The sequence below is a fragment of the Microbacterium sp. PRF11 genome, from assembly GCF_031844085.1.
Taxonomy (GTDB): domain Bacteria; phylum Actinomycetota; class Actinomycetes; order Actinomycetales; family Microbacteriaceae; genus Microbacterium.
In genome coordinates this window covers 864,791-886,640 of sequence record NZ_JAUZUP010000001.1, presented here as the reverse complement: position 1 = coordinate 886,640, position 21,850 = coordinate 864,791, and the positions used below count along the sequence as shown (strand labels likewise).

Genomic DNA, 21,850 nt, shown 5'->3' with positions numbered 1-21,850 from the left:
GAGCGCCCCGCCGGGCGTGCGCGGGCCGAGCGCCCCGCGTCGCCCGCCGCGCCGAGCGCCCCCAACACCCGCGCGCCACTCACCCCGGCATCACCCGCGCGCCGACCGCCCGTCCTCGAGCGCGGCGCGCACCAGCGCCACCGCGTCCTCCGGCGCGACGCCGAGCTGCCGCACGGTGCGGGCGTAGGCGCGTGCGGCCTCGACGGCCCGGGATGCGGCGGCGTCGCCTCCGCGCACGAAGGAGCCGGCGCGGCCGCGGGTCTCGAGGTAGCCCGCTTCCTCCAGTTCCTTGTAGGCCCGGGCGACGGTGTTGGCGGCGAGACTCAGCTCTGCGGCGAGAGCCCGCACGGGGGGCAGTCGGGTGCCGGCGACGAGCTCGCCGGCCTCGATCTGCGCGATGACCTGCGCCCGCACCTGCTCGTAGGGCGGGGTGGGGGAGGCGGCATCCACGGACAGGCGCATGATCAGTCGTTCAGGCCGAACAGGTCGAGCGGATGGGTCAGCCGCCACCAGGGGCTCGGCGGTTCGATCTCTTGGGCGAGGTCGACGTCGACGGTGGCGGCGTCGACCGGACCGGTCGCGGTAAGTGTTCCGACCGTCTCGCCCGCGTCGGTGCGCTCACCCAGGGTGAAATCGACGGAGGTCCGCGCGGTGCCGCCGTTCCACAGCACGACCGTGGCGTCGGACGCGGTGACGAGGTCGATGTCGTCTCCCCAGAGGGTCTCGACCTTGCCGACGACGGTGCCCGCGGTGACCGACGGGCTCGGCTGCAGCTCCTGCTCGATGCGGGTGAACAGATCGCGCGTGGCCTGGTTGCGGGTGTCGGGGCCGGGCTGTCCCAGCACCGCGGCGTACGCGCGGATCGTGGTGCCGCCGACGGCGATGTCCTTCGCGGTCAGAAGGTTCCACGCGTCGAGCGTGCCCGTCTTCACCCCGATGACGCCGGGGTCGGACAGCAGGGCGTTGCCGTTCTTGAACGTCCCGGCACCGGGGAGGGTGAGCTCGGGAGTGCGGACGATCTCGGCGATGACCGGGTTCGCCAGAGCGCGCTCCGCGAGCCCGATGAGTGCGGCGGGAGTGGCGGTGTTCCCCGCCTCGATCCCGGTCGGGTTGACGATCGTGATGCCGTCGATGCCCCGTTCGGCGAGGTACGCGTTCGCGGCGGCGGAGAAGGCGGCATCCGAACCGAAGAGATCGGATGCCAAGCGCTGGGCGTAGTTGTTCGCGGAGGCGATCAGCATGCCCTGCAACATCTGCAGCTCGGTGAGACTGCCGTCGACCGGCACGTCGAGCGACGACTCTCCCCGGGCGCGGTACTGCCAGTAGTCGGCGCTGTCGGCCTGTGTGAAGGAGTACGAGGGGCCCTGCTCGCCGGGGGCGAGCGGCAGACGGTCGAGCACCACGAGAGCGGTGACGACCTTCGTGATGCTGGCGATCGACTCGGGGGCGCTCGCCGACGACGACAGCGTCTCGGCGATGCCGTCGACGGCGATCGCGGCCTCGCCCTGTGCGGGCCACGCGGGATCGGCGGCCGGAGCGGCCGCGGGCTGCAATGACACCGCGCGAGCCGTCGGCTCGACGGCGTTCAAGGGCCACAGCAGAGTCGTGGCCGCGTATGCGGCGAGCAGGAGCACCAGCAGAACGGGCGGGACCACCGTCGCCGGACGGAAGAAACGCTTGCGCGCCCCGGACAACAGGTCGGCGGAACGCGTGGTCGCCCCCGAGACGACGAACTCCGGTGCCGGGCGCGGAGCGACCGCGTCGGCCGGGTCGACCCAGGCGAGAGCGCCGATGACCACCGCCGCTTCGGGCCCCGCACCCGCGGAGGCGTCTCGCGTGACGGCGGGGGCGGATGCCGCTGCCTCGCCGCTCGCGGCGGCGGCTGCCGCGGTGCTGGGCGCGGCGCCCACGGCGGATGCCGCTGCCTCGCCGCTCGCGCCGGCGGCTGCCGCGCCGCCCGACGCCCCGCTCGCCGCGTTGGTTCCTGCCGCGCCGCCCGACGCCCCGCTCGCCGCGGCGGTTCCGTCCGCGCCGTTGGACGCGGCACCCGCAGAAGACGCGCGCACCGCGGCACCCGCAGAGGAACCACCCACCGCATCGCCACCGTCGCGGTCGCCGGACGGGTCGCTCACCGCGGGCCACGTGGCATCCGGCTGCCGGAGGGCGGGACCGAGGTCGCCCGTCGTCGACAGTGCGGGGCCGAGGCCGTCGGGGGTCGGAGCGTCCCGGTGACGTCGGGCGCGACGCGTGGCCGGGGTCTGCTCGTGCACCCGCCCACGCTACCCCGCCCCGCCTCCTATACTCATGAGCACGACCACGGGAGTCCGGTGAACCGGGCTGAGAGGAAGCGATCCACGCTTCGACCGTCGAACCTGATCCGGATCATGCCGGCGCAGGGAGGAGAGAAATGCACACGACTACGTCTGCCCCCGCGAACCGCACGTTCGCCCCCACAGCCGACCGCTTCCGCTGGCGCGTCGTCGACATCGTCGTCGCCGCTGTCCTGGGCGTCGCGATCGGTCTCGTCTTCTGGGGCTGGAACACCGTCGGCGGCCTCTGGTTCGCGGCGATGGACGGTCTGACGCCCGGCCTGGGCGGCATCGCCGTGGGCATCTGGCTGCTCGGCGGCGTCGTCGGCGGCCTCATCATCCGCAAGCCCGGTGCAGCCCTGCTGGTCGAGCTGATCGCCGCGATCGTCTCGGCGCTGATCGGCAACGTATGGGGCATCACGACGATCTTCTCGGGCCTGGCCCAGGGCCTCGGCGCCGAGCTGATCTTCCTCGCCTTCCTCTACCTGCGCTTCACCCTGCCCGTCGCGATGCTCGCGGGCGTGGGCGCCGGCGTCGGTGCGTGGGTGCTCGAGCTCTTCCTCACGCCCAACCTCGCCAAGACGCTCGAGTTCAACCTGCTGTACCTCGGCACCCTCGCGATCTCCGGCGCTCTGCTGGCGGGACTCGTGGGCTGGCTCCTCGTGCGCGCGCTGGCCGCGACGGGTGCGCTGAGCCGCTTCGCCGCCGGGCGGGAAGCACGCCGCGACGTCTGATGCCGGGCCCCGCGCGCGTCGACGTCGAGGGGTGGGGCTGGCGGTACGCCGGCCGCAAGCTCCCCGCCACGCGTGACGTCGACCTGATCATCGAGCCCGGCGAGCGGGTGCTCCTGCTCGGCGCCTCCGGGGCCGGAAAATCCACCCTGCTGGCCGGGCTGGCGGGGCTGCTCGGCGGCAGTGACGAGGGCGAGGCCACCGGCCGCATCCGTGTCGACGGACAGGCGCCCGAAGCGCAGCGCGGCCGGATCGGCCTCGTCCTGCAGGACCCCGAGTCCGGGGTCGTCCTGTCGAAGGTGGGCGACGACGTGGCGTTCGGGTGCGAGAACCTCGGGGTTCCCGCGGCCGAGATCCCCGGGCGGGTCGCCGAGGCCGTGGCATCCGTGGGTCTGGACGTTCCGCTCTCGCGACCGACGAAGGAGCTGTCGGGCGGGCAGAAGCAACGCTTGGCGCTCGCCGGGGTGCTCGCGATGCGGCCGGGACTGCTGCTGCTCGACGAGCCGACCGCCAACCTCGACCCGGAGGGCGTCGTCGAGGTGCGCGCGGCGGTCGAGTCGGTGACCGCGCGCGAGGGCACCACCCTCGTGCTCATCGAGCATCGGACGTCCACCTGGGTCGACCTCATGACCCGCGTCGTCGTTCTCGCGCCGGGCGGCGGCCTCCTCGCCGACGGCCCGCCCGACCGCGTCTTCGCGGAGCACGGGGCGGCGCTGGCAGCGGCGGGCGTGTGGGTTCCCGGGCACCCCGTCGACCTCCCCGTCCCGGCCGAGGCGCGGGGGCGGGATGCCGTGCTCTCGACCCGTCGACTCGCGATCGGACGCGAGCGGCGCGAGGTGGTGGCATCCGGGCTCGACCTCTCGGTGCCGCAGGGTGCGGGCACCGTCATCACCGGTCCGAACGGTGCGGGGAAGTCCACGCTCGCACTCACCCTCGCGGGCCTGCTCCCCGAGCTGTCGGGAGAGGTCTCCGCGGCGGCGTCCCTCGCCGCGCGCGGGGGGACGCGGCCGTCACGCTGGCGCTCGACCGAGCTGCTGACGCGCATCGGCACCGTCTTCCAGGAGCCGGAGCACCAGTTCCTCGCGCCGACGCTGCGAGACGAGCTCGCCGTCGGACCCCGTGCCCTGCGGATGCCGTCCGCCGAGGTCGACGCGATCGTCGACGAGCTGCTGGACCGGCTCGACCTGGCACCCCTGGCCCTCGCCAACCCATTCACCCTGTCGGGCGGGCAGAAGAGGAGGCTGTCGGTGGCGACCGTGCTGGCGTCCTCTCCCGCGGTCATCGTGCTCGACGAGCCGACCTTCGGTCAGGACCGTCGCGGATGGAGCGAGCTCGTCGCGATGCTGCAGCGCGAGATCGCGCGGGGACGCACCGTGGTCGCCGTGACGCACGACGCCGACGTGATCCGCCATCTCGGGCAGCACCGGATCCGTCTGGGCGGTACGACGTGAGCGCGGGGGCTTGGCTCGACCGCGTGAACCCCGTGACCAAGGTGGCGATCGTGCTCGTGCTCGCGGTTCCCCTGCTGCTCACGATCGACGCGGTGAGCGCCGCGACCGCTCTCGTGCTGGAGCTGCTGTGCGTGCCGTTGACGGGGTTGACCTACGCCACCGTCGCGAAGCGGATGCTGCCTGTCGTCGTGTTCGCCCCGATCGCGGCGGTGAGCATGCTGCTGTACGCGCGCCCGGGCGGAACCGTATACGGGTCGTTCCTGTTCGCGACCGTCAGCGACAACTCCCTCGGCCTCGCGGGTGCGGTGCTGCTGCGCGTGCTGGCGCTGGCGCTTCCGATGATCCTGCTCTTCGGCCGCACCGATCCGACGGAGCTCGCCGACGCCCTCGCTCAGGTGGCGAAGCTGCCGAGCCGTTTCGTGCTGGGTGTGCTGGCCGGCGCGCGCACCGTGGGGCTATTCGTCGACGACTGGCGCACCATGACGCTCGCCCGCCGCGCGCGCGGCCTCGGCGATCGCGGCGCCGTCCGCCGCTTCTTCTCGATGGCGTTCGTCCTCCTCGTCTTCGCGGTGCGCCGCGGCACGAAGCTCGCCACCGCGATGGAGGCGCGCGGCTTCGGGTCCGACATCGAACGCACGTGGGCGCGACCGTCGACGCTGTCGGGCCGGGATGCCGTCGCCGTCGGCGGAGCGATCCTGCTCGTGGCCGCAGCGCTCACCGCGGCGGTGGTGACGGGGGCGTTCCGCGTGGTGGGGTCGTAGCGCTCGCGGGCCGCCCTCTCGGCTGCTCAGAACACGTACTCGAAGCACAGCGAGCGCGGCATCGTCTCGACGTACGGCTCGTACACGGGGATCGGCGTGAAGCCGGAGGCGGCGTACATCCGCAGCGACTCGGGCTGCATCCGACCGCTCTGCAGGATCACGCGGCGAGCGCCCGCCCGCCGGGCGAGGTCGACCACTTCGGCGGTGAGCGCGCGCCCGACGCCCCGCCGACGGGCGGCGGCGACCACGATCAGGCGCTTCAGCTCCCACTCGTCGCCGAGGCGACGCAGCATCACGTGTCCGAGCGGGGAGTCGTCGGCATCCACCGCCACGAGGGTCGCGACGACCTGCTCGGGATGCACCGCCAGAGCCGCTTCGCGCTTGGCGGCGAACTCGGGGGTGTCGTCGGCGTCGGCGTCGCGGTAGCGCTCGCCGAGGTCGTCGTCCAAAATGCCGCGCAGCGCGACGGCGCGCGGATCGGTGACGTCGACGGACTCGATGCGGAACACGGGCTCGCTCACTGTTCGAGCCTACGGTCGCGTCCCGATGCCCGAGACAGTTCCGCGGGGGCCAGCCCCCGCGACGATCCTCAGTCTCGGCTAGGGTGGGACCCGGTTTCAGGTTCGAAGGAGAGCGCATGGACATCACCGGAGCATCGGCCCTCGTCACCGGAGGGGCGTCGGGACTCGGCTTGGCCACTGCCCGCCGGCTCGCCGCCGCCGGGGCGCGCGTCACGATCGTCGACCTGCCCTCGTCGGACGGTGCCGCGATCGCCGAGGAACTCGGCGGCTCCTTCGCCGCCGCCGACGTGACGGATGCCGAGCAGATCGCGGCCGCCGCCGCGCTCGCCGCCGAAGCGGGGCCCCTGCGCGTCGTCGTGAACTGCGCCGGGATCGCCCCTCCCGCGAAGGTGCTCGATCGCGACGGGACGCCCTCGTCGCTCGCCGACTTCGAGCGCGTGATCCGGGTCAACCTCATCGGCACGTACAACGTCATCGCGCAGGCCTCGGCCCTCATGGCGACCACCGACCCGGCCGAGGGCGGCGACCGCGGCGTCATCGTGAACACCGCGAGCGTCGCAGCCTTCGACGGCCAGATCGGTCAGCCCGCGTACTCGGCGAGCAAAGGCGGCGTCCACGCGATGACTCTTCCCATCGCCCGCGAGCTCGCGCGCCACGGCATCCGGGTGGTCACGATCGCCCCCGGCATCATGGAGACGCCCATGCTCAAGGGCCTCCCGCAGGCCGCGCAGGACTCCCTCGGACAGCAGGTGCCCTACCCCTCGCGGCTCGGCGCCCCCGACGAATACGCTCGCCTCGTGCTCTCGATCGTCGACAACGGCTACCTCAACGGCGAGACGATCCGCCTCGACGGCGCGATCCGGATGGCACCGAAATGACCGACGGCATCCTGCTCCACGTCGAAGACGGTCTGGCCCGCGTCACCTTCGACCGTCCCGCCTCGCTCAACGCGATGGATTTCCCCATGGCCCGCCGGTGGCGCGAGGTCGCCCACGAGGTCACGACCGACTCCACAGTGGGGGCGGTGATCCTGGATGCCAACGGCCCCGCGTTCTGCGCGGGCGGCGACGTGGTGGCCATGGCGACCACCGGGTCGTCGGGCGCCGAGGTGACCGAGACGGCCGAGGCGATCCATGACGGCATCCGCACCTTCGCCGAGGCGCCGCTGCCGATGGTCGCGGCCGTGCAGGGCGCGGTCGCGGGCGGCGGCCTCGGGCTGATGCTCACCGCCGACTACGTCGTCGCGAGCGAGGGCGCGCGTTTCGTCAGCCGGTACGCCAACATCGGCCTGACCCCCGACCTGGGCGTCTCGACCCTCCTCCCCGCCGCGATCGGGCAGCGACGCGCCCTGCAACTGCTGCTCCAGGACCGGATGCTGGATGCCGCGGAGGCGCTCGAGTGGGGTCTCGTCGCCGAGGTCGTGGCATCCGCGGATCTCGTGTCGCGCGTCGAGGAGATCGCGCGGTTCTGGCTCGAGGGCGCGACCGCCGCGTTCGGGCAGGCGACTCGGCTGGTGCGCGTCGGCGCGGGACGCGCGTTCGCCGAGAACCTCGCCGACGAGGCCGCCACGATCGGCGCCGCGTTCGACACCCCCGAGGCGAAAGCCCGCGTGGCCGCCTTCGCCGCCGCCTCCGCGAAAGGACGCTCGTGACGCTTTCCGGGAAGACCATCCTCATGTCCGGCGGGAGCCGCGGCATCGGTCTCGCGATCGCGCTGCGCGCCGCGCGCGACGGCGCGAACATCGCGATGCTCGCCAAGACGGACACCCCGCACCCGAAACTCCCCGGCACCGTGCACACCGCCGCCGAGGAGATCCGCGCCGCGGGCGGGCAGGCGCTGCCGATCGTCGGCGACGTGCGCGACGAGGCATCCATCACCGAGGCCGTCATGCGGACGGTGGGCGAGTTCGGCGGGATCGACATCGTCGTCAACAACGCGAGCGTCATCGACCTGTCGGGTTCGCTCGAGCTCGCGACGAAGAAGTACGACCTCATGCAGGACGTAAACGTCCGCGGGACATTCCTGCTCTCGCGTGCCGCGGTGCCCCAGCTCCGGGATGCCGTGAACCCGCACATCCTGTCGTTGTCGCCGCCGCTGAACGTCACGCCGAAGTGGCTCGGCGCGCACACCGGGTACAGCCTCGCGAAGTTCGGCATGACGATGGCGACGCTCGGCCTCGCGGCGGAGTTCGCCGACGCCGGCATCGCCGCCAACACCCTGTGGCCGCGCACGACGATCGCGACCGCGGCCGTGCAGAACGTGATCGGCGGCGACCGTCTCATGGCCGTGTCGCGCACGCCCGAGATCTACGCGGACGCCGCGTACGAGGTGCTGACCGCCCCGTCGCGCGAGCGGACCGGGCAGACGCTGATCGTCGAGGACGTGCTCGAGGCCGCCGGGGTGACCGACTTCTCGGGCTATGCCGCGGTGCCGGGCACGCCCGACGAGGCGATGTATCCGGACATCTTCCTGGACTGAGGCCGGGCCGGTCCCTTCGACGGGCTCAGGGACCTCGGTGCGGAGGAGGCTGAGCTTGTCGAAGTCTCCGGGGCGGGTCGCGGGGGCCGGTCCCTTCGACGGGCTCAGGGACCTCGACGCGGGCGGGTCGCGGGGGCCGGTCCCCTCGGCAGGCTCAGGGACCTCGATCCGGAGCGGGCGGGCGTCAGATCAGACCGAGCTCCGCGAAGGCGTTGTGCACGCCGTCGTCGAGCACGGCGCTCGTCACGCGGCCGGCGAGCTTCTGCAGTTCCGGCGCCGCGTTGCCCATGGCGACGGGCGTGCCGACGACCTCGAACATCTCGACGTCGTTCCAGCTGTCGCCGATGCCGATGGCATCCGTCGCCGCGAGACCCAGCTGCGCGAGCACCTCGGTGATCGCGGACCCCTTGGTGACGCCGGCCTGACCGATCTCGCCGTTCGAGCCGCCCGGCAGGGGGATCGAGCCGGGGATCACGTGGAAGCCGTCGCCGAGCTCGGCCGCGGCATGGGCGACCGTGTCGGTCGAGGGGCTGACGAACACGGCTTTCGCGACGGCGTCGCGGTCGACCTCCGCCACGGGCCGCGGCTCGCGCCACAGCGGCTGCTCCGCCGGCAGGCCCTGGGCCTCGAGATCGGCGGCGCGTTCCGCGTGGCGCGCTCGCCGGTACTCGCTCATCACCGGACCCATGCCGGGGCTCGCGAAGACGCCCCCGTGCGTCTGCAGGAAGTAGTGGATGCCGTGTGCCTCGAAGTACCGCTCGAGCAGCTCGACATCGGCGCGGGGCATGGGGTGCTCGACGAGGGTCTCGTCGTCGCGCGTCGCGTACGCCCCGCCGTTGGTGATCGCGCCGTCGAAGCCGATGGCGAGCACATCGGGGTGGATGTCGCCGGCGGAGCGGCCGGTGCACAGCCACACCCGGTGCCCGTTCTCCCGTGCCCGTCGGATGGCGGTCACAGTCGAGGGGGCGATCACCGAACCGTGCTCGAGGATCGTGCCGTCGACGTCGAGGAAGGCGATGCGGGTCATGTGCACTCCAAAAGGGATCGACCCCGGGCCGTGGGGACCCGGGGCCGATCCGGTCTCAGGGGATCAGCGGGTCAGGGACGCGCCGTTGGTCCGGATGACGTCGGCGTACCAGCCGAACGACTTCTTCCGGTAGCGCTCCAGCGTCCCGGTTCCGTCGTCGTTTCGGTCGACGTAGATGAAACCGTATCGCTTGCTCAGCTGCGCGGTGCTGGCGCTGACGATGTCGATGCAGCCCCACGAGGTGTAGCCGAGCACGTCGACGCCGTCCTCGAGCGCCTCACCGACCTGCACGAGGTGGTCGTTGAGGTACTGGATGCGGTAGTCGTCGACGACCGTCTTCTCGCCGTCGACCTCGGCGAGCCGGTCGCGAGCGCCCAGGCCGTTCTCGACGATGAACAGCGGCTTCTGCCACCGGTCCCAGAACTGGTTGAGCACCAGACGCAGGCCCACCGGGTCGATCTGCCAGCCCCACTCGCTCGCTTCCAGGGTGGGGTTGGAGACGCCGCCCATGATGTTGCCCTCACCGGCGATCTTCTTCGACGGGTCGGCGGTCTCGGCGATCGACATGTAGTAGCTGAACGAGACGAAGTCGACCGTGTTGGTCAGGTCGTCGCGGTCCTGGTCGGTGATGTCGAGCTCGATGCCCTTCTCGCGCAGCGTCCGCAGGAAGTACCCGGGGTACGCGCCGCGGGTGTGGACGTCGCCGTAGACGAGGTTGCCGTGGTCGGCATCCATCACCGCGAGGGCGTCGTCGGGCGACGGCGTCAGAGGGTAGACGGGCATCGACAGCACCATGCATCCGACCTTCGCCTCGGGGGCGACCTCACGGGCGATGCGGGTGGCGCGGGCGGATGCCACGAGCTCGTGGTGCATCGCCTGATACAGCTGCTCCTCGGGGACGCCGCCCTCGGGGATCGGGATGCCGCCGCTCATGAAGGGGGCGTGGAGCAGCGAGTTGATCTCGTTGAACGTCAGCCAGTACTTCACCCGGGCGCCGAAGCGCTCGAAGAGCGTCCGCGCGTAGCGCTCGTAGAACCCGATGAGCTCACGGTTCGTCCAGCCGCCGTACTGCTCGGCGAGGTGCAGCGGCGTCTCGTAGTGCGAGATCGTCACGAGCGGCTCGATGCCGTGCTTCTCGAGCTCGTCGAGGATGCGGTCGTAGAACGCCAGCCCGGCCTCGTTCGGCTCGGCCTCATCGCCCTTCGGGAAGATGCGGCTCCACGCGATCGAGAAGCGGTAGACACTGAATCCCATCTCGGCGAAGAGCGCGATGTCCTCCGCGTAGCGGTGGTAGTGGTCGATGCCGACGAGCTTGAGGTTGTCGGGAGTGGGCTCCGCGCTGCGGGGTCCCGAGATGCCCTTCGGCATCACGTCCTGCACCGAGAGGCCCTTGCCGTCCTCGTCGTACGCGCCCTCGATCTGATTCGCCGCGGTCGCACCGCCCCAGAGGAAGCCGTCGGGGAAGGGGGTGGTCGTCATGTTCTCTGCCTCCAGGGGTCAGCGGGCGGTGGTCAGGGAGTCGACCGAGACGGCGCGGAACAGCGTCTCGCCGTGCGAGAGGGGTCCGGATGCCGCGTCGGCCACGTCGGGATAGAGGTCGCCGTTGGTGACGACGATCGGCGTGATGAGGTCGTAGCCGGCCGCCGCGATGGCGTCGCCGTCGAACTCGAGCAGCAGGTCGCCCGCCTTCACGACGGCGCCGGACTGCACCTTCAACGTGAAGTGCTGACCGCCGAGCTTGACGGTGTCGAGACCGACGTGGATCAGCAGTTCCACGCCGTCGACCCCGCGCAGGCCGATCGCGTGACCGGTGGGGAACGCCGCGACGACGGTGCCGTCGAAGGGCGCGTACACGGCGCCCGACGTCGGTCGGATCGCGACGCCCTTCCCGAGCGAGCCGTCGGCGAAGGCGGCATCCGGAACGTCGCTCAGCGCGACGACGGTGCCGTCGACGGGGCTCAGCACCATGGTGTCGGTGGCTGCGGGAGCCGCGGGCGCGGTGTCGTCGACGGGGTCCGTGAAACCGACGACGACGGTGAGGGCGAACGGCACGATGATCGCGACGGCGAGACCGATGCCGAGCATGACCATGTTGCCGTTGCCGAGGAGCGCCGGGAGGGCGAGACCCGAAGGGACGACGAAGGCCTTCGAGAAGACCCCGCCCATCGCGATGAGCGCACCGCCCAGCGCGCCGCCGACGACGCCGAAGGCGAAGGGCCGCTTCAGGGGCAGGTTGATCCCGTAGATGGCGGGCTCGGTGATGCCGGCGAGGAAGCCCGACAGGGTCGCGGGGGCGGCGAGCGAGCGGAGGTTCTTGTTGCGCGAGCGCACGAGCACGCCGGCGACGGCGGCCGCCTGCGCGAGGACCGCGGCGAAGACCGGTCCGAGCAGGAAGATCTGTCCGGTGGTCTGGTACTCGAGCTGGAACAGCGGAACGAGGCCCCAGTGCAGACCGAAGATCACGAAGACCTGCCAGAGGCCGCCCATGATCGCACCGCCGAGCCAGGGGAGGGTCTGGAAGACCCAGCCGATGCCGGCCGCGAGGCCGCCGCCGATCAGACTCGACAGCGGGCCGATCGCGAGGAACACGAGCGGCACGGCGATGGCCACGACGATCATCGGGGTGAGGAATCGCTTGACGGCGCCAGGGAGCACCTTCAACAAGAAGCGCTCGGCGTGGCTCTGCAGCCACACGATCACGATGATCGGGATGACGCTCGAGACGTAGCTGACCATCGTCACCGGGATGCCGAAGAAGGTGATGTCGGGCTGACCGTTCAGCGCCGTGATCGAGGGGTAGATGAGGGCGCCGGCGATCGCGAAGGAGGTGAACTCCGACGCCTTGAAGTAGCGGGCGGCGGTGATCGCGAGCGCCATCGGGAGGAAGTTGATCAGCGCGTCCGAGAGGGCGTTGAGGATCGTGTAGGTGGTGGTCGTGGCATCCAGCCAGCCGAAGGTGACGGCCGCGGCGACGAACGCCTTCAGCAGGCCGGTGCCGGCCAGCGCCCAGAGGATCGGCGTGAAGATCGACGAGATCATCTTGATGAAGCGGTTGAAGAGGTTGCCCTTCGGGCCGCTGTCGCCGCCCTCGGCGGCGCCGCCGCCCAGGCTCGTCTGCGCCTGGATCGCCGCGTAGACGTCGGGGACGTCGTTGCCGATCACGACCTGGTACTGCCCGCCGGCCTGCGCCGTGGTGATGACGCCGGGGGTGGCGCGAAGGGCGGCGGCATCCGCCTTGCCCTCGTCTTTCAGCACGAACCGGAGTCTGGTCGCGCAGTGCACCATCGAGGTGATGTTGCTCTCTCCGCCGACGCCGGTGAGTACCGCCGCTGCTGTCTTCGCGTGATCCGCCATCGGAATCCGCCTGCCTTTCGCCGCCTCGATGCGGCCCGTTCGAATGTTCTATGGCGACGGTTCCGGGCTCTTTCGGGCAATAAAAAAGACCCGAATCCGTTCATCGCTCGTCAGCGATGTGGATTCAGGTCTTGCCCGCTCGCGCGGTAACAATCCGGAAATCGTCGGCAGGTTTCGACGCCTGCGTCGGTGATTATAGCACCGGCGCGTCGGGTGCGCCACTGACGTCGGCGCGGCCCATGCTCGTCGCCAGACGCTCCACGTGCACGATCAGATACAACACCTCTTCGTCGGTGAGGGTGGAGCCCGTGGCGGCGAGCACATACGCCTTCACCGCCTCGGCGATCCCGAACGCGCGAGGGTAGCGGTGCTTCGCGAACTCGAAGAACGACGAGTCGCCGCTCGCGAGCATCGTGCGATCGACGAGACGCTGCAGCAGGAACCGCACGTGCAGGATGAACCGGGCGTAGTCGGGGCTCGCGGTGTCGAGCGTGACGCCGAGCCCCGTCTCGACCGTGCGCACCACGTGCTGCACCCGGCGGAACAGCAGAGCGGCGGTGCCGTTGGGTTCGTCGCGCGTCGCGTTCAGCAGGTGCATCGTGAGGAACACGCCCTCTTCGGGTGGAAGTTCCCGGTCGAGGGATGCCGCGATCGAGGCGGCCATGTGCTCGGCGGCGCGCGACTCGTCGGGGTGCAGGATGCGCAGCTCCGGCATCGAGGTGCCGGGGATGCGGATGCCCTGGTCGAGGCGCTCGACGACGTAGTTGACGTGATCGATCACGGCGAGGGGCAGGCGCCGGCCGAGATCGCGACCGAGCTCGCGTTCGGCCTCGTCGACCGCGCGCAGCACCGCCTGCACGAGCGCGTACGGGGCGTCGGTGAGGAGCTTCTGCGCGTGCGCGGTGTCGGTGGCCTGGTCGAGCACGAACGTCTTCTCGACCTTGGCCGGGTCGACGCGGCCCTCGTGCTTGAGCTGGAACCCGATGCCCCGACCCATCAGGACGCGCTCGCGGCCGTCGGCGTCGATCGCGACGACGACGTTGTTGTTCAGCAGCCTCTGCACGCCGCCGGGCGGGAGGGAGACGTCACCGGCACCGGGCATGGGATGCAGTTTAGGGCGGCGCCGTCTCGCGTGAGTCGCCAGAAAGTGTCGCTTCGCACGGTGCGGAAGCGACAATTCCTGGCGACTCACGCGGGGGAGACGCGCCCAGCCGCGGCGCAGGTGCGCCCCGGTACCCTGGAAACCATGACTGATCAGCCCCCCGTGCGCTCCACCACGCCCCGGCAGGCGCGCCCCGCGGGGGCGCCGGCCGACACCGGCATCCGCGAGACCCGCCCCAAGGCCGGACGCCAGGTACGTCCGGCAACCGAGGGTTGGCAGCAGGCGAAAGACGAGACCGGTCGTCCGCTCCTGCAGTTCGCGAGCCCCAAGCGCGGCAAGCCCCCCGTGCACCTCGCCGACATGACCGCCGCCGAGCGCGTCGAGAAGGTCAAGGAGCTGGGGCTTCCCGGCTTCCGCGCGAAGCAGCTCGAGAAGCACTACTTCACGCACTACACCTCGGATGCCGCCGACATGACCGACCTCCCGGCATCCGGTCGCGAAGAACTCGTCGCGGGGATGCTGCCCCCGCTGCTCACCGAGGTGCGGCGGCTCGAGACCGACCGCGGCGACACGATCAAGTTCCTCTGGAAGCTGCACGACGGCGCGCTCGTGGAGTCGGTGCTCATGCGCTACCCCGGCCGCATCACGCTGTGCGTGTCTTCGCAAGCCGGGTGCGGAATGAACTGTCCGTTCTGCGCCACCGGCCAGGCGGGGCTCACCCGCAACATGTCGGCGGCCGAGATCATCGAACAGATCGTGCGCGCCAACGCCCTCATCGCCGCCGGCGGACTCGGCGGCAAGAAGCGCGACGACCACTCTCTCGACCGCGTCAGCAACATCGTCTTCATGGGCATGGGCGAGCCGCTCGCGAACTACGCGCGCGTCATGCAGGCCGTGCGGGTCATGGTCGACAAGGAGCACGGCCTCGGCATGAGCGCCCGCGGCATCACGGTCTCGACCGTGGGACTCGTGCCCGCCATCAAGAAGCTCGCCGACGAGGACATCCCGGTGACCTTCGCCCTGTCGCTGCACGCGCCCGACGACGGCCTCCGCGACGAGCTCATCCCGGTCAACTCGCGCTGGAAGGTCGACGAGGCACTGGATGCCGCTCGCGCCTACTTCGACAAGACCGGACGCCGCGTCTCGATCGAATACGCCCTGATCAAGGACATGAACGACCACGCCTGGCGCGCCGACCTGCTGGCCGAGAAGCTCAACGCCCGCGGTCGCGGCTGGGTGCATGTGAACCCCATCCCGTTGAACCCGACGCCGGGCTCGATCTGGACGGCATCCGAGGTGCCGGTGCAGAACGAGTTCGTGCGACGGTTGAACGACGCCGGCATCCCGACGACGCTGCGCGACACCCGCGGCAAAGAGATCGACGGAGCGTGCGGCCAGCTCGTCGCGACCGAGGAGGACGAAGCCGCCGCGGCGGTCACGCCGGTCGGCTGAGTCTCTGCGCGGACGCCCCCACCCGACGAGGGTGGGGGCGTTTTGCTTGCGCGCCGCCGCTCCGTCCTGCATACTCCAACAGGTGAACATTTAGTTCACTAGATGAACTTGACTCAATGGAGAGCACTATGGGCTTGGCTGTCTGGGCGTTGATCGCCTACATCGGCGTGATCGTCGTCTGGAGCGTCGTCGTCAAGCGCGGCATCGGTGAGGCGATGGTCGTGGGCTTCCTCGTCGTCTGCGCGTTCGGTGGTGCGGACTTCCTCCGGCTGCTCGCGGTGGGCCTCGAAGCGGCGTTCACGCAGGAGATCGTGTTCGCGGCCCTGGCGTTCACGTTCATCGGGTTCCTCTTGGCATCCACCGGGGTCATCGACAAGCAGGTCGACATCCTCAACTCGATGCTCGGTCGCCTCCGCGGCGGCGCCGGATACGTCGCCACCGTCGGCTCCGCGCTGTTCGGCTCCGTCGCTCACTCGGGGTCGGCGAACGCCGCGACCATGGGCTCGGTCGCGATCCCGTGGATGAAGCGCTCGAACTGGCCTCCGCACGTGGCCGCGACCGTCATCGCCGGAAACGCGGGCAACGGCACGGTCATCCCGCCGAGCGCGTCGTTCTTCATCCTCATCGGCACCGCGACCGTCGCACCCTACGTCACGATCGACAAACTGCTGCTGGCGATGTTCGCCGCGGCCGGCTGGTGCGTGCTGTGGCGCCTCGTCGTGATCTTCATCTTCGTGCGCCGCCACAAGATCGACCGGGTCGCCGCCGCCGACATCCTGCCGTTCGGTCGCTCCTTCCGGCAGGGCTGGACCTCGCTGTTGGTGTTCCTCGGCATCGTCATCCCGGTCGCCGTGACCCTCGGGCCCACGGGCGACGCCTTGGCCGTGTCGCTGGGCGAAGACACGATGGATGCCGTCAGCGTCATCGTGTGGATCCCCGTGCTGCTGATGCTCTTCGCCCTCATCCTCGGGTTCAAGGGCCTGCCCCGCGGCGGCCGCGCCTGGTACGACTTCATCGCCAAGACGGCGCCCCGCTACCGCGACATCGGCGCGACCCTCGTGTTCGCCTTCGCCGGCGGCGCGGTGCTCACCGAGCTCGGACTCGCCGACCAGCTCTCGTCGGTGCTGAACGGGCTGAACGCCTCGCCCGTGATCATGTCGATCATCGTCGCGGTGATGGTCGTGCTCGTCGCCGGTCCCCTCAGCTCCACCGCCACGATCGCCACGATCGGCGGTATCGGCTTCAGCGTGCTGATGGTGTCGGGGGTCGACCCGATCCTCGCCGCGTGCGTCGTCCTGGTCGCTGCCTCGACCGAGGGGGCCTCGCCTCCCGGGGCCTCGGCGATCTACATCGCGACCGGTATCGCTCAGGTCAACCCGGTGAAGACGTTCGTGCCGCTCATCGTCTGGTACGTGCTCCCCATTCTCGCCATCGCCGCCCTCATCGGTCCCGGCTGGCTGCCGGTGTCGTTCTAGCCCGCGTCCTTCATCGGAGAAGAACATGTCTGAAGAGAAGACCCCCGCCGAGAACCCGCACGGCCCCGTCCGTCAGCGCGCCATCGCCCTCATGACCCCCGTCTTCGTCGTGCTGCTCGCCTCGATGCTCCTCGTCGGCACAGTGCTCGTGCTCCTGCAGATCGCCGGGCTCCTCACCGGCAACGGCGCGTTCATCGTCGGCGTGGCCGACGCCCTGAACCCCTGGGCGTTCGGCATCGGCGGCGCGCTCGGCATCTGGACCCTGCTGCTGTCGTACGCCCACGGATGGAAGCCCGCCGACTGACCGGCGGAGTCCTCGAGAGAACGGATACGCGAATGACCCCCACCCCTGTCGCCCGCGAGGTCGTCGACGGCCTCGCCGCCCTGCCCGTCGCGAACATCGGCGACTCGATGGACCGCCTGAACGTGGTGGATGCCGGCATCCAGGCCGTCTGGAACGGCGCCGCCGTCGCCGGTCCCGCCTTCACCGTCGAGGTCGCCGGTGGCGACAACGCCGGGATCCACGCGGCCCTCGCCGAGATCCCCGCCGGCGCCGTGCTGGTCGTCAACGGCCACGGCGTCACCGATCGCGCCCTGATCGGCGAGCTGATCGCCGAGCGTCTGCGCAAGATCGGGTGCATCGGCTTCATCGTCGACGGAGCCGTGCGCGACATCGGCGATCTCGAGGAGCTCGGCTTCCCCGTCTTCGCGCGGGCCAGCAGCCCCGCGGGTCCGTATAAGAACGGCCCGTTCCGCATCGGCACGCCCATCGCGCTCGGCGGCGTCGTCATCAGCCCCGGCGACATCGTGGTCGGCGACCGGGACGGCCTCGCCGTCGTACCGGCCGCTGAGGCCGCGGCGGTGCTGGAGCGCGCTCGCCGCAAGAACGCGGACGAAGCCGAGACGCGCCGCAGCATCCTGGCATCCTGACCGATCCGACACACTAGGTGAATGAGTTCGGCTCGTGAGGACACGTCAGGTCAACCCACCGTGCGCAGCGTCGAGCGCGCGCTCGATCTGCTCGAACTCCTCGAGCGGTCGGACCGCCCGATGCGTCTCGTCGACCTCGGTCGCGGGACCGGGCTGTCGTCGGCGACGCTGTTGCGTCTGCTCGGCGTGCTCCAGCGCCGCGATCTCGTCACGGCCGTGGCGGGCGAGTACCGCCTCGGGGTCGCGACCCTCGGCATGGCCCACGGGTACATCTCGACCGACCCGCTCAGCAATCGCGCCCGTCCGCACCTGCAGCAGCTCGCCGACACGACCAAGCTCACGACGTCGCTCTACGTCCGCAGCGGGGACGAGCGCATCCTCGCCGTCCGCGTCGACGGGGCCGAGCCGTTCCGCTACCAACTGCCCCTCGGTCGGCGGCTCACGCTGCACCTGGGCGCGGGCAAGCCGATCCTGGCAAACCTCCCCGCCGCCGAGACGGCCCGCATCCTCGACGCGCTGGGCGAGACGCAGCGCGCAGATGGACGCACCGTCTCCGTCGAGGGGCTGGATGCCGACCTGGCGACCGTGCGCCGAAACGGCTTCCACGTCTCGGTCGCCGAGCGCGACACCGCCGTGGCCTCCCTCAGCGTGCCGGTGTTCGCACCGACCGGCGAGGTCATCGCCTCGCTCTCCGCATCGGGTCCGATCGAATCGACCGACCCCGAACGACTGCCCGACTGGGCACCCGAACTCCGACGGGCGGCAGCGGCCGTCGGCCGTTAGCGCGAGGCTCCTCTCGCGCTCATCGAGAGGAACGACATGCGCGTGATCGGAATCATCGGACTCGGCGAGGCGGGCTCGCTTTACGCGACCGGAGCCGTCGGGGCAGGCTTCGAGGTGCACGGATTCGATCCGGCGTCCACCCCGACGCCCGAGGGAGTGCACCGCGCCGAGACGCTGGCCGACCTGGTGGCCGCGAGTGACCTCGTCATCGTGCTCACCGGGGCGGCGCTCAGCCCGCGCATCGCGGCGGACGCGGCCCCGCACCTGCGGGCGGACGCCGTCTACGCCGACTTCACCACCGCCTCGCCCGAGGTCATGGTCGACGTCGCCGAGCTCGTCGAGGGCGCGGGCGCCCGTTTCGCCGATGTCGCCATCCTCGGGCCGGTGCCCACGAAGGGCGCCGCGACCGAGACCATCGTCAGCGGCGCGGCCGCAGCCGACGTCGCCGGGGTGCTGCGCCGCTTCGGGGCCGACGTCGAGCTGATCGACGGGCCCGCGGGTGCGGCCACCTCGCACAAGCTCCTGCGCAGCGTCCTGATGAAGAGCCTCGCCGCGATCGTCATCGAAGCGCTCGAGGCCGGACGTGCGGCCGGATGCGAGCCGTGGGTGCGAGCGCAGATCGCCGCGCAGCTCTCGGGAGATGCCGAGGCGAAGATGGACCGCTACGAGACCGGCAGCCGCAAGCATGCCGTGCGGCGTGCGCACGAGATGGAGTCGGTGGTCGACTACTTGGGGTCGCTGGGCGTGGCATCCGAGATGTCGGATGCGGCGCGGCAGGTGCTTGAGCGACTGGGGACCGAGAAGGGCTGACGCGGATAGTCAGCGCACGGCGGGCGCGTGCAGCACGTGCGCGCGGATCGTCGAGTGTCTGCTGCATGTCGGGTCGGCATGAGTACCCGCGCGCGAGTGGCGAACCACCCGCACCCGCCCGCCGTCGTCACGCGGCGACGGCCGTCACGACGAGATTGTCGACGTAATGCCCGCTGGCCGGATCCCACGCGCCGGCGCACGTGACCAGCCGCAGCTGCGGCGTCGGCGTCGGCGCGTAGACCGATTCGGTCGGGAAGCTGTTCTTCTCGACGGTCTGCAGGCCGGTCACCACGAAGTCGGCGGTCGACCCGTCCGCGCGGCGGACCGACACCGTGTCGCCCGGCGTCAGTCGAGGCAGGTCGAAGAACACCGCCGGCCCGGTGGGCGAGTCGACGTGGCCCGCGATGACCGCGGGCCCGATCTCTCCGGGAAGGACGCCCTTCTCGTACCAGCCCACCGCGTCGTAGTCGCGGGGGGACTGGATCCACCCGTCGGCCCCGCGGTCGAGGCCGATGAGGTCCGAGTCCACCCCGATCGCCGGAATCGAGATGTGCACGGGCGCGGCCGTGTTGGCCGCCGCGGGGGCGACCGGGTCCTGGAACCCGCTCGCCGCGCCGACGCCCGGCGCCGTCGCCGCCTCGGCACCCGCCGCGCCCGCCGCGGCCCCGTCGCCCGCGAGAGCGGGGCATCCGTCGAGCACGTCGTCGGTGAGCATCGCCGTCGCGAGCGCCGTCCAGGCCGCACCGTAATAGGTGGGGGTGGATGCCGCCGTGTCCGCCATGCGCTGCAGATCGGCCCGCGCATCGTCGTCGCGTCCGCTCGCGGCGAGCGCGGCCGCCCGCGCGGCGTACGCGACCGGATGCCGATCCGAGGTGAGGGCCCCCGCACCCGCGTCGAGCTCGGCGGGCAGCTCCTCGCCGCCGGGGAGCACCGCCGCCACGCGCGCGGCGAGGGCGCGGTCGTCCTCCCGGCACGACTCTGCGAACCGGATGGTCGTGCGCGCGGCGTCGTAGCCGTACGCCGGCTCGCCCCCGCCGCCCGCGGAGCCCGCGAGCGCGACGGCGCCGTCGTCGGCGACCGTGGCCCAGTTGGTCGGCAGGGTGTTGGCATCCATCAGCGCGCTCGTCACCGCCGCACTGCCCGCGGCCAGCTCCTCCCATCGGGGATCGCCCGACGCGCGCGAGAGCACATCGAACGCGGCCGGCGACGCGTACGACGGGTTGTAGGCGTGCGGGGATGCCGTCGCCCACGGTCCCGGCAGCAGGATGCGGCCGAGCGCGGTTTCGGCCGTCATCTCGTCGAGGACGGCCGCGCCCAGGGCCACGCCCTGATCGCGGAGGTCGTCACGGGCGAAGGCGTCGCCCGCGAGCACCAGGGCGCGAGCCGCGTCGAGGTCGGCGTCCGAGGCGGGCTGCTCGTCGACGACCGCGCCGTCCTTCCACTGCCACGCCAGGAGGCCGTCGTCGCGCTGCAGGTTCGTGGTGGTCCAGTCCCAGATGCTGTCGAAGCGCGACTGGTCGTCCGCGGCCACGGCGAGGAGCAGGCCGTAGGCCTGCCCCTCGCTGACGGTGTCGCCGCCCTGGTCCGTTCGTACCACGCGGCCCCCGTCGACGTACGTGTCGAGGAAGGCCTCGGCCGTTGCGGTGGTGCGGTCGGCGGTGTCGGAATCGGGCCCGGTGCTGCACGCCGCCATCGTCAGGGCGACGACGGTTGCGACCGCGCCGGCCGTCAGCGTGCGGCGCGCGGACGTCACGCGCCCGCCTCGCCCCGTCGGCGCCGGCGTACCGCGATCAGCGCGAATGCGCCCAGAGCCACCGCCGCTGTACCGGCACCCGCCGCAGCGGCACCCGCCGACGCGGCCGAGGAGATGGCGGTGCCGCCCCCACCGGTGTGGATGCCGCCGACGGGCATGTCGGCGAGGGTCGCCGAGTCGGTGATGGTCTGCGCCGTCAGCGCACCCCGGGCGTCATCGAGCACGAAGAGGGTCGAGACCGACCCCGCCGGAAGATCGACGGCCGAGGTCGCGGACTCGTCTGCACCCGTCAGCTCGAGATCCCAGGAACCGGCCGGCACTGCGGCGTAGTCGGTCGCCGAGCCCGCCGGCACGTCGCGTGCGATCGGGCGCCCCTGGGCGGTGTCGACGTCCACCGTCGGCTCAACAGTCGAGGCTTGCACGACGCGCACCCGCGCCTGCCCGGCGGCGGGAGCGGAGAGGTCGTCCTCGAAGACCGTGGTCTTCAGATCGGCGTTGCGGCCGTATGCGGCGACCGTGAGCGGCTCGCCCTCGGCGATGTCGATCGACTGCTGCACGACCGGCTGCGTGCCGTCGGCCGCATCCGAGGGCACCATCGACACGACGTACGTGCCGTCGGCGAGGGGGATGTAGGGGCTCACCGCGCCGTAGGCGACGTCGTCGAGTTCGTAGACGACGGCCCCGCCGGCGAGCGCCGTCAGCTGGACGTCGACCGACTTGGTGTCCGGGGAGAGGTGCGCGACGCGCGCCCACCCGCCGGGCGCGGTGGGGGCCGCCGAGGCGGCCGGTGCCGTGGCGACGCCGATCCCCGCGGTGAGCAGGGCGGCGGCTCCGATCGCGGCGAGTCTGGCGCGACGACGGGAGGTGGTTGCACGGAACATGGCGGTCCTTTCGTTGGGGGGGAAGGAGAGGA

Annotated in this window: 21 protein-coding genes and 1 riboswitch; of the genes, 12 read left to right on the top strand and 9 right to left on the bottom strand. The window is 71.4% G+C overall.

Translation table 11 applies throughout. The annotated features are described in order from the left end of the window. Positions 1–90: 90 nt before the first annotated feature. The gene (locus tag Q9R20_RS04170) at positions 91–462 is read right to left on the bottom strand and encodes a GntR family transcriptional regulator (RefSeq protein WP_311248131.1); all 372 of its coding nucleotides are present in this window, start codon (positions 460–462) and stop codon (positions 91–93) included. Between the two features lie 2 nt (positions 463–464). Beyond that, positions 465–2,270: a D-alanyl-D-alanine carboxypeptidase gene (locus Q9R20_RS04165; RefSeq protein WP_311248130.1), complete on the bottom strand. Its 1,806-nt coding sequence runs from the start codon at positions 2,268–2,270 to the stop codon at positions 465–467. A gap of 36 nt (positions 2,271–2,306) precedes the next feature. After that, positions 2,307–2,416, top strand: a riboswitch (TPP riboswitch). Here Q9R20_RS04165 and Q9R20_RS04160 point away from each other — a divergent pair. The 3 genes from Q9R20_RS04160 to Q9R20_RS04150 all read left to right on the top strand — a co-directional run bounded on the left by Q9R20_RS04160 (position 2,408) and on the right by Q9R20_RS04150 (position 5,252). Continuing rightward, complete coding sequence (locus tag Q9R20_RS04160; RefSeq protein ID WP_311248129.1) at positions 2,408–3,043, top strand: ECF transporter S component; 636 nt, start codon at positions 2,408–2,410, stop codon at positions 3,041–3,043. (Overlaps the previous riboswitch by 9 nt.) Further along, on the top strand, positions 3,043–4,491 hold the full coding sequence (locus Q9R20_RS04155) for an ABC transporter ATP-binding protein (protein ID WP_311248128.1): 1,449 nt from the start codon (positions 3,043–3,045) through the stop codon (positions 4,489–4,491). Before Q9R20_RS04160 ends, Q9R20_RS04155 begins: the two co-directional genes overlap by 1 nt. Then, the gene (locus Q9R20_RS04150; RefSeq protein WP_311248127.1) at positions 4,488–5,252 is read left to right on the top strand and encodes an energy-coupling factor transporter transmembrane component T; all 765 of its coding nucleotides are present in this window, start codon (positions 4,488–4,490) and stop codon (positions 5,250–5,252) included. Before Q9R20_RS04155 ends, Q9R20_RS04150 begins: the two co-directional genes overlap by 4 nt. A 26-nt stretch (positions 5,253–5,278) precedes the next feature. On the opposite strand, the gene Q9R20_RS04145 is transcribed toward Q9R20_RS04150, so the two are convergent. Next, positions 5,279–5,773: a GNAT family N-acetyltransferase gene (locus Q9R20_RS04145; RefSeq protein ID WP_311248126.1), complete on the bottom strand. Its 495-nt coding sequence runs from the start codon at positions 5,771–5,773 to the stop codon at positions 5,279–5,281. 116 nt (positions 5,774–5,889) lie between these two features. Here Q9R20_RS04145 and Q9R20_RS04140 point away from each other — a divergent pair, with 116 nt between their 5' ends. From Q9R20_RS04140 to Q9R20_RS04130, 3 genes are read left to right on the top strand one after another with little or no spacing between them, the layout of a single operon-like run. After that, a complete protein-coding gene (locus Q9R20_RS04140; RefSeq protein ID WP_311248125.1) occupies positions 5,890–6,651 on the top strand; it encodes an SDR family NAD(P)-dependent oxidoreductase in 762 nt (253 codons plus the stop codon). Next, positions 6,648–7,424, top strand: a complete 777-nt coding sequence (locus Q9R20_RS04135; RefSeq protein WP_311248124.1) for an enoyl-CoA hydratase/isomerase family protein — start codon at positions 6,648–6,650, stop codon at positions 7,422–7,424. The genes Q9R20_RS04140 and Q9R20_RS04135 overlap by 4 nt, the downstream gene beginning before the upstream one ends. Continuing rightward, complete coding sequence (locus Q9R20_RS04130; protein WP_311248123.1) at positions 7,421–8,251, top strand: NAD(P)-dependent oxidoreductase; 831 nt, start codon at positions 7,421–7,423, stop codon at positions 8,249–8,251. Before Q9R20_RS04135 ends, Q9R20_RS04130 begins: the two co-directional genes overlap by 4 nt. Before the next feature lie 184 nt (positions 8,252–8,435). On the opposite strand, the gene Q9R20_RS04125 is transcribed toward Q9R20_RS04130, so the two are convergent. The 4 genes from Q9R20_RS04125 to Q9R20_RS04110 all read right to left on the bottom strand — a co-directional run bounded on the left by Q9R20_RS04125 (position 8,436) and on the right by Q9R20_RS04110 (position 13,734). Beyond that, a complete protein-coding gene (locus Q9R20_RS04125) occupies positions 8,436–9,278 on the bottom strand; it encodes a Cof-type HAD-IIB family hydrolase (protein WP_311248122.1) in 843 nt (280 codons plus the stop codon). A 63-nt stretch (positions 9,279–9,341) separates the two neighbouring features. Continuing rightward, complete coding sequence (locus Q9R20_RS04120; RefSeq protein WP_311248121.1) at positions 9,342–10,757, bottom strand: glycoside hydrolase family 1 protein; 1,416 nt, start codon at positions 10,755–10,757, stop codon at positions 9,342–9,344. 18 nt (positions 10,758–10,775) lie between these two features. Beyond that, complete coding sequence (locus Q9R20_RS04115) at positions 10,776–12,632, bottom strand: beta-glucoside-specific PTS transporter subunit IIABC (RefSeq protein WP_311248120.1); 1,857 nt, start codon at positions 12,630–12,632, stop codon at positions 10,776–10,778. Between the two features lie 193 nt (positions 12,633–12,825). Then, positions 12,826–13,734 carry a PRD domain-containing protein gene (locus Q9R20_RS04110; RefSeq protein WP_311248119.1) on the bottom strand — a complete coding sequence of 303 codons (909 nt, stop codon included), beginning with the start codon at positions 13,732–13,734 and terminating at the stop codon, positions 12,826–12,828. Positions 13,735–13,878: 144 nt separating this feature from the next. Between Q9R20_RS04110 and rlmN the strand changes: the two genes are divergently transcribed. The 6 genes from rlmN (at position 13,879) to Q9R20_RS04080 (ending at position 19,184) form a co-directional block, all read left to right on the top strand. Further along, positions 13,879–15,186: a 23S rRNA (adenine(2503)-C(2))-methyltransferase RlmN gene (rlmN, locus tag Q9R20_RS04105; RefSeq protein ID WP_295838594.1), complete on the top strand. Its 1,308-nt coding sequence runs from the start codon at positions 13,879–13,881 to the stop codon at positions 15,184–15,186. 128 nt (positions 15,187–15,314) lie between these two features. Next, positions 15,315–16,661 (top strand): TRAP transporter large permease subunit, encoded by a 1,347-nt coding sequence (locus Q9R20_RS04100; RefSeq protein ID WP_311248118.1) that lies wholly within the window; start codon positions 15,315–15,317, stop codon positions 16,659–16,661. Between the two features lie 25 nt (positions 16,662–16,686). Then, the gene (locus tag Q9R20_RS04095) at positions 16,687–16,965 is read left to right on the top strand and encodes a hypothetical protein (RefSeq protein WP_311248117.1); all 279 of its coding nucleotides are present in this window, start codon (positions 16,687–16,689) and stop codon (positions 16,963–16,965) included. Positions 16,966–16,997: 32 nt separating this feature from the next. After that, positions 16,998–17,591, top strand: a complete 594-nt coding sequence (locus Q9R20_RS04090) for a methyltransferase (RefSeq protein ID WP_311248116.1) — start codon at positions 16,998–17,000, stop codon at positions 17,589–17,591. A 21-nt stretch (positions 17,592–17,612) separates the two neighbouring features. Beyond that, positions 17,613–18,374, top strand: coding sequence for an IclR family transcriptional regulator (locus Q9R20_RS04085; protein ID WP_311248115.1), 762 nt, complete (start codon positions 17,613–17,615; stop codon positions 18,372–18,374). 36 nt (positions 18,375–18,410) lie between these two features. Continuing rightward, positions 18,411–19,184: a DUF1932 domain-containing protein gene (locus Q9R20_RS04080; protein WP_311248114.1), complete on the top strand. Its 774-nt coding sequence runs from the start codon at positions 18,411–18,413 to the stop codon at positions 19,182–19,184. Positions 19,185–19,311: 127 nt separating this feature from the next. Here the strand turns inward: Q9R20_RS04080 and Q9R20_RS04075 are convergent, their stop codons facing one another. Further along, positions 19,312–20,937 carry a class F sortase gene (locus Q9R20_RS04075; RefSeq protein WP_311248113.1) on the bottom strand — a complete coding sequence of 542 codons (1,626 nt, stop codon included), beginning with the start codon at positions 20,935–20,937 and terminating at the stop codon, positions 19,312–19,314. After that, the gene (locus Q9R20_RS04070; RefSeq protein ID WP_311248112.1) at positions 20,934–21,818 is read right to left on the bottom strand and encodes a DUF4397 domain-containing protein; all 885 of its coding nucleotides are present in this window, start codon (positions 21,816–21,818) and stop codon (positions 20,934–20,936) included. The genes Q9R20_RS04075 and Q9R20_RS04070 overlap by 4 nt, the downstream gene beginning before the upstream one ends. Positions 21,819–21,850 lie beyond the last annotated feature (32 nt).

What these genes read in the sequence shown, in the direction of transcription:
- Q9R20_RS04170 (WP_311248131.1), bottom strand. Translation starts at nt 462, where the DNA reads ATGCGCCTGTCCGTGGATGCCGCCTCCCCCACCCCGCCCTACGAGCAG.
- Q9R20_RS04160 (WP_311248129.1), top strand. Translation starts at nt 2,408, where the DNA reads ATGCACACGACTACGTCTGCCCCCGCGAACCGCACGTTCGCCCCCACA.
- Q9R20_RS04155 (WP_311248128.1), top strand. Translation starts at nt 3,043, where the DNA reads ATGCCGGGCCCCGCGCGCGTCGACGTCGAGGGGTGGGGCTGGCGGTAC.
- Q9R20_RS04140 (WP_311248125.1), top strand. Translation starts at nt 5,890, where the DNA reads ATGGACATCACCGGAGCATCGGCCCTCGTCACCGGAGGGGCGTCGGGA.
- Q9R20_RS04135 (WP_311248124.1), top strand. Translation starts at nt 6,648, where the DNA reads ATGACCGACGGCATCCTGCTCCACGTCGAAGACGGTCTGGCCCGCGTC.
- Q9R20_RS04125 (WP_311248122.1), bottom strand. Translation starts at nt 9,278, where the DNA reads ATGACCCGCATCGCCTTCCTCGACGTCGACGGCACGATCCTCGAGCAC.
- Q9R20_RS04120 (WP_311248121.1), bottom strand. Translation starts at nt 10,757, where the DNA reads ATGACGACCACCCCCTTCCCCGACGGCTTCCTCTGGGGCGGTGCGACC.
- Q9R20_RS04115 (WP_311248120.1), bottom strand. Translation starts at nt 12,632, where the DNA reads ATGGCGGATCACGCGAAGACAGCAGCGGCGGTACTCACCGGCGTCGGC.
- Q9R20_RS04110 (WP_311248119.1), bottom strand. Translation starts at nt 13,734, where the DNA reads ATGCCCGGTGCCGGTGACGTCTCCCTCCCGCCCGGCGGCGTGCAGAGG.
- rlmN (WP_295838594.1), top strand. Translation starts at nt 13,879, where the DNA reads ATGACTGATCAGCCCCCCGTGCGCTCCACCACGCCCCGGCAGGCGCGC.
- Q9R20_RS04100 (WP_311248118.1), top strand. Translation starts at nt 15,315, where the DNA reads ATGGGCTTGGCTGTCTGGGCGTTGATCGCCTACATCGGCGTGATCGTC.
- Q9R20_RS04095 (WP_311248117.1), top strand. Translation starts at nt 16,687, where the DNA reads ATGTCTGAAGAGAAGACCCCCGCCGAGAACCCGCACGGCCCCGTCCGT.
- Q9R20_RS04090 (WP_311248116.1), top strand. Translation starts at nt 16,998, where the DNA reads ATGACCCCCACCCCTGTCGCCCGCGAGGTCGTCGACGGCCTCGCCGCC.
- Q9R20_RS04085 (WP_311248115.1), top strand. Translation starts at nt 17,613, where the DNA reads ATGAGTTCGGCTCGTGAGGACACGTCAGGTCAACCCACCGTGCGCAGC.
- Q9R20_RS04080 (WP_311248114.1), top strand. Translation starts at nt 18,411, where the DNA reads ATGCGCGTGATCGGAATCATCGGACTCGGCGAGGCGGGCTCGCTTTAC.
- Q9R20_RS04070 (WP_311248112.1), bottom strand. Translation starts at nt 21,818, where the DNA reads ATGTTCCGTGCAACCACCTCCCGTCGTCGCGCCAGACTCGCCGCGATC.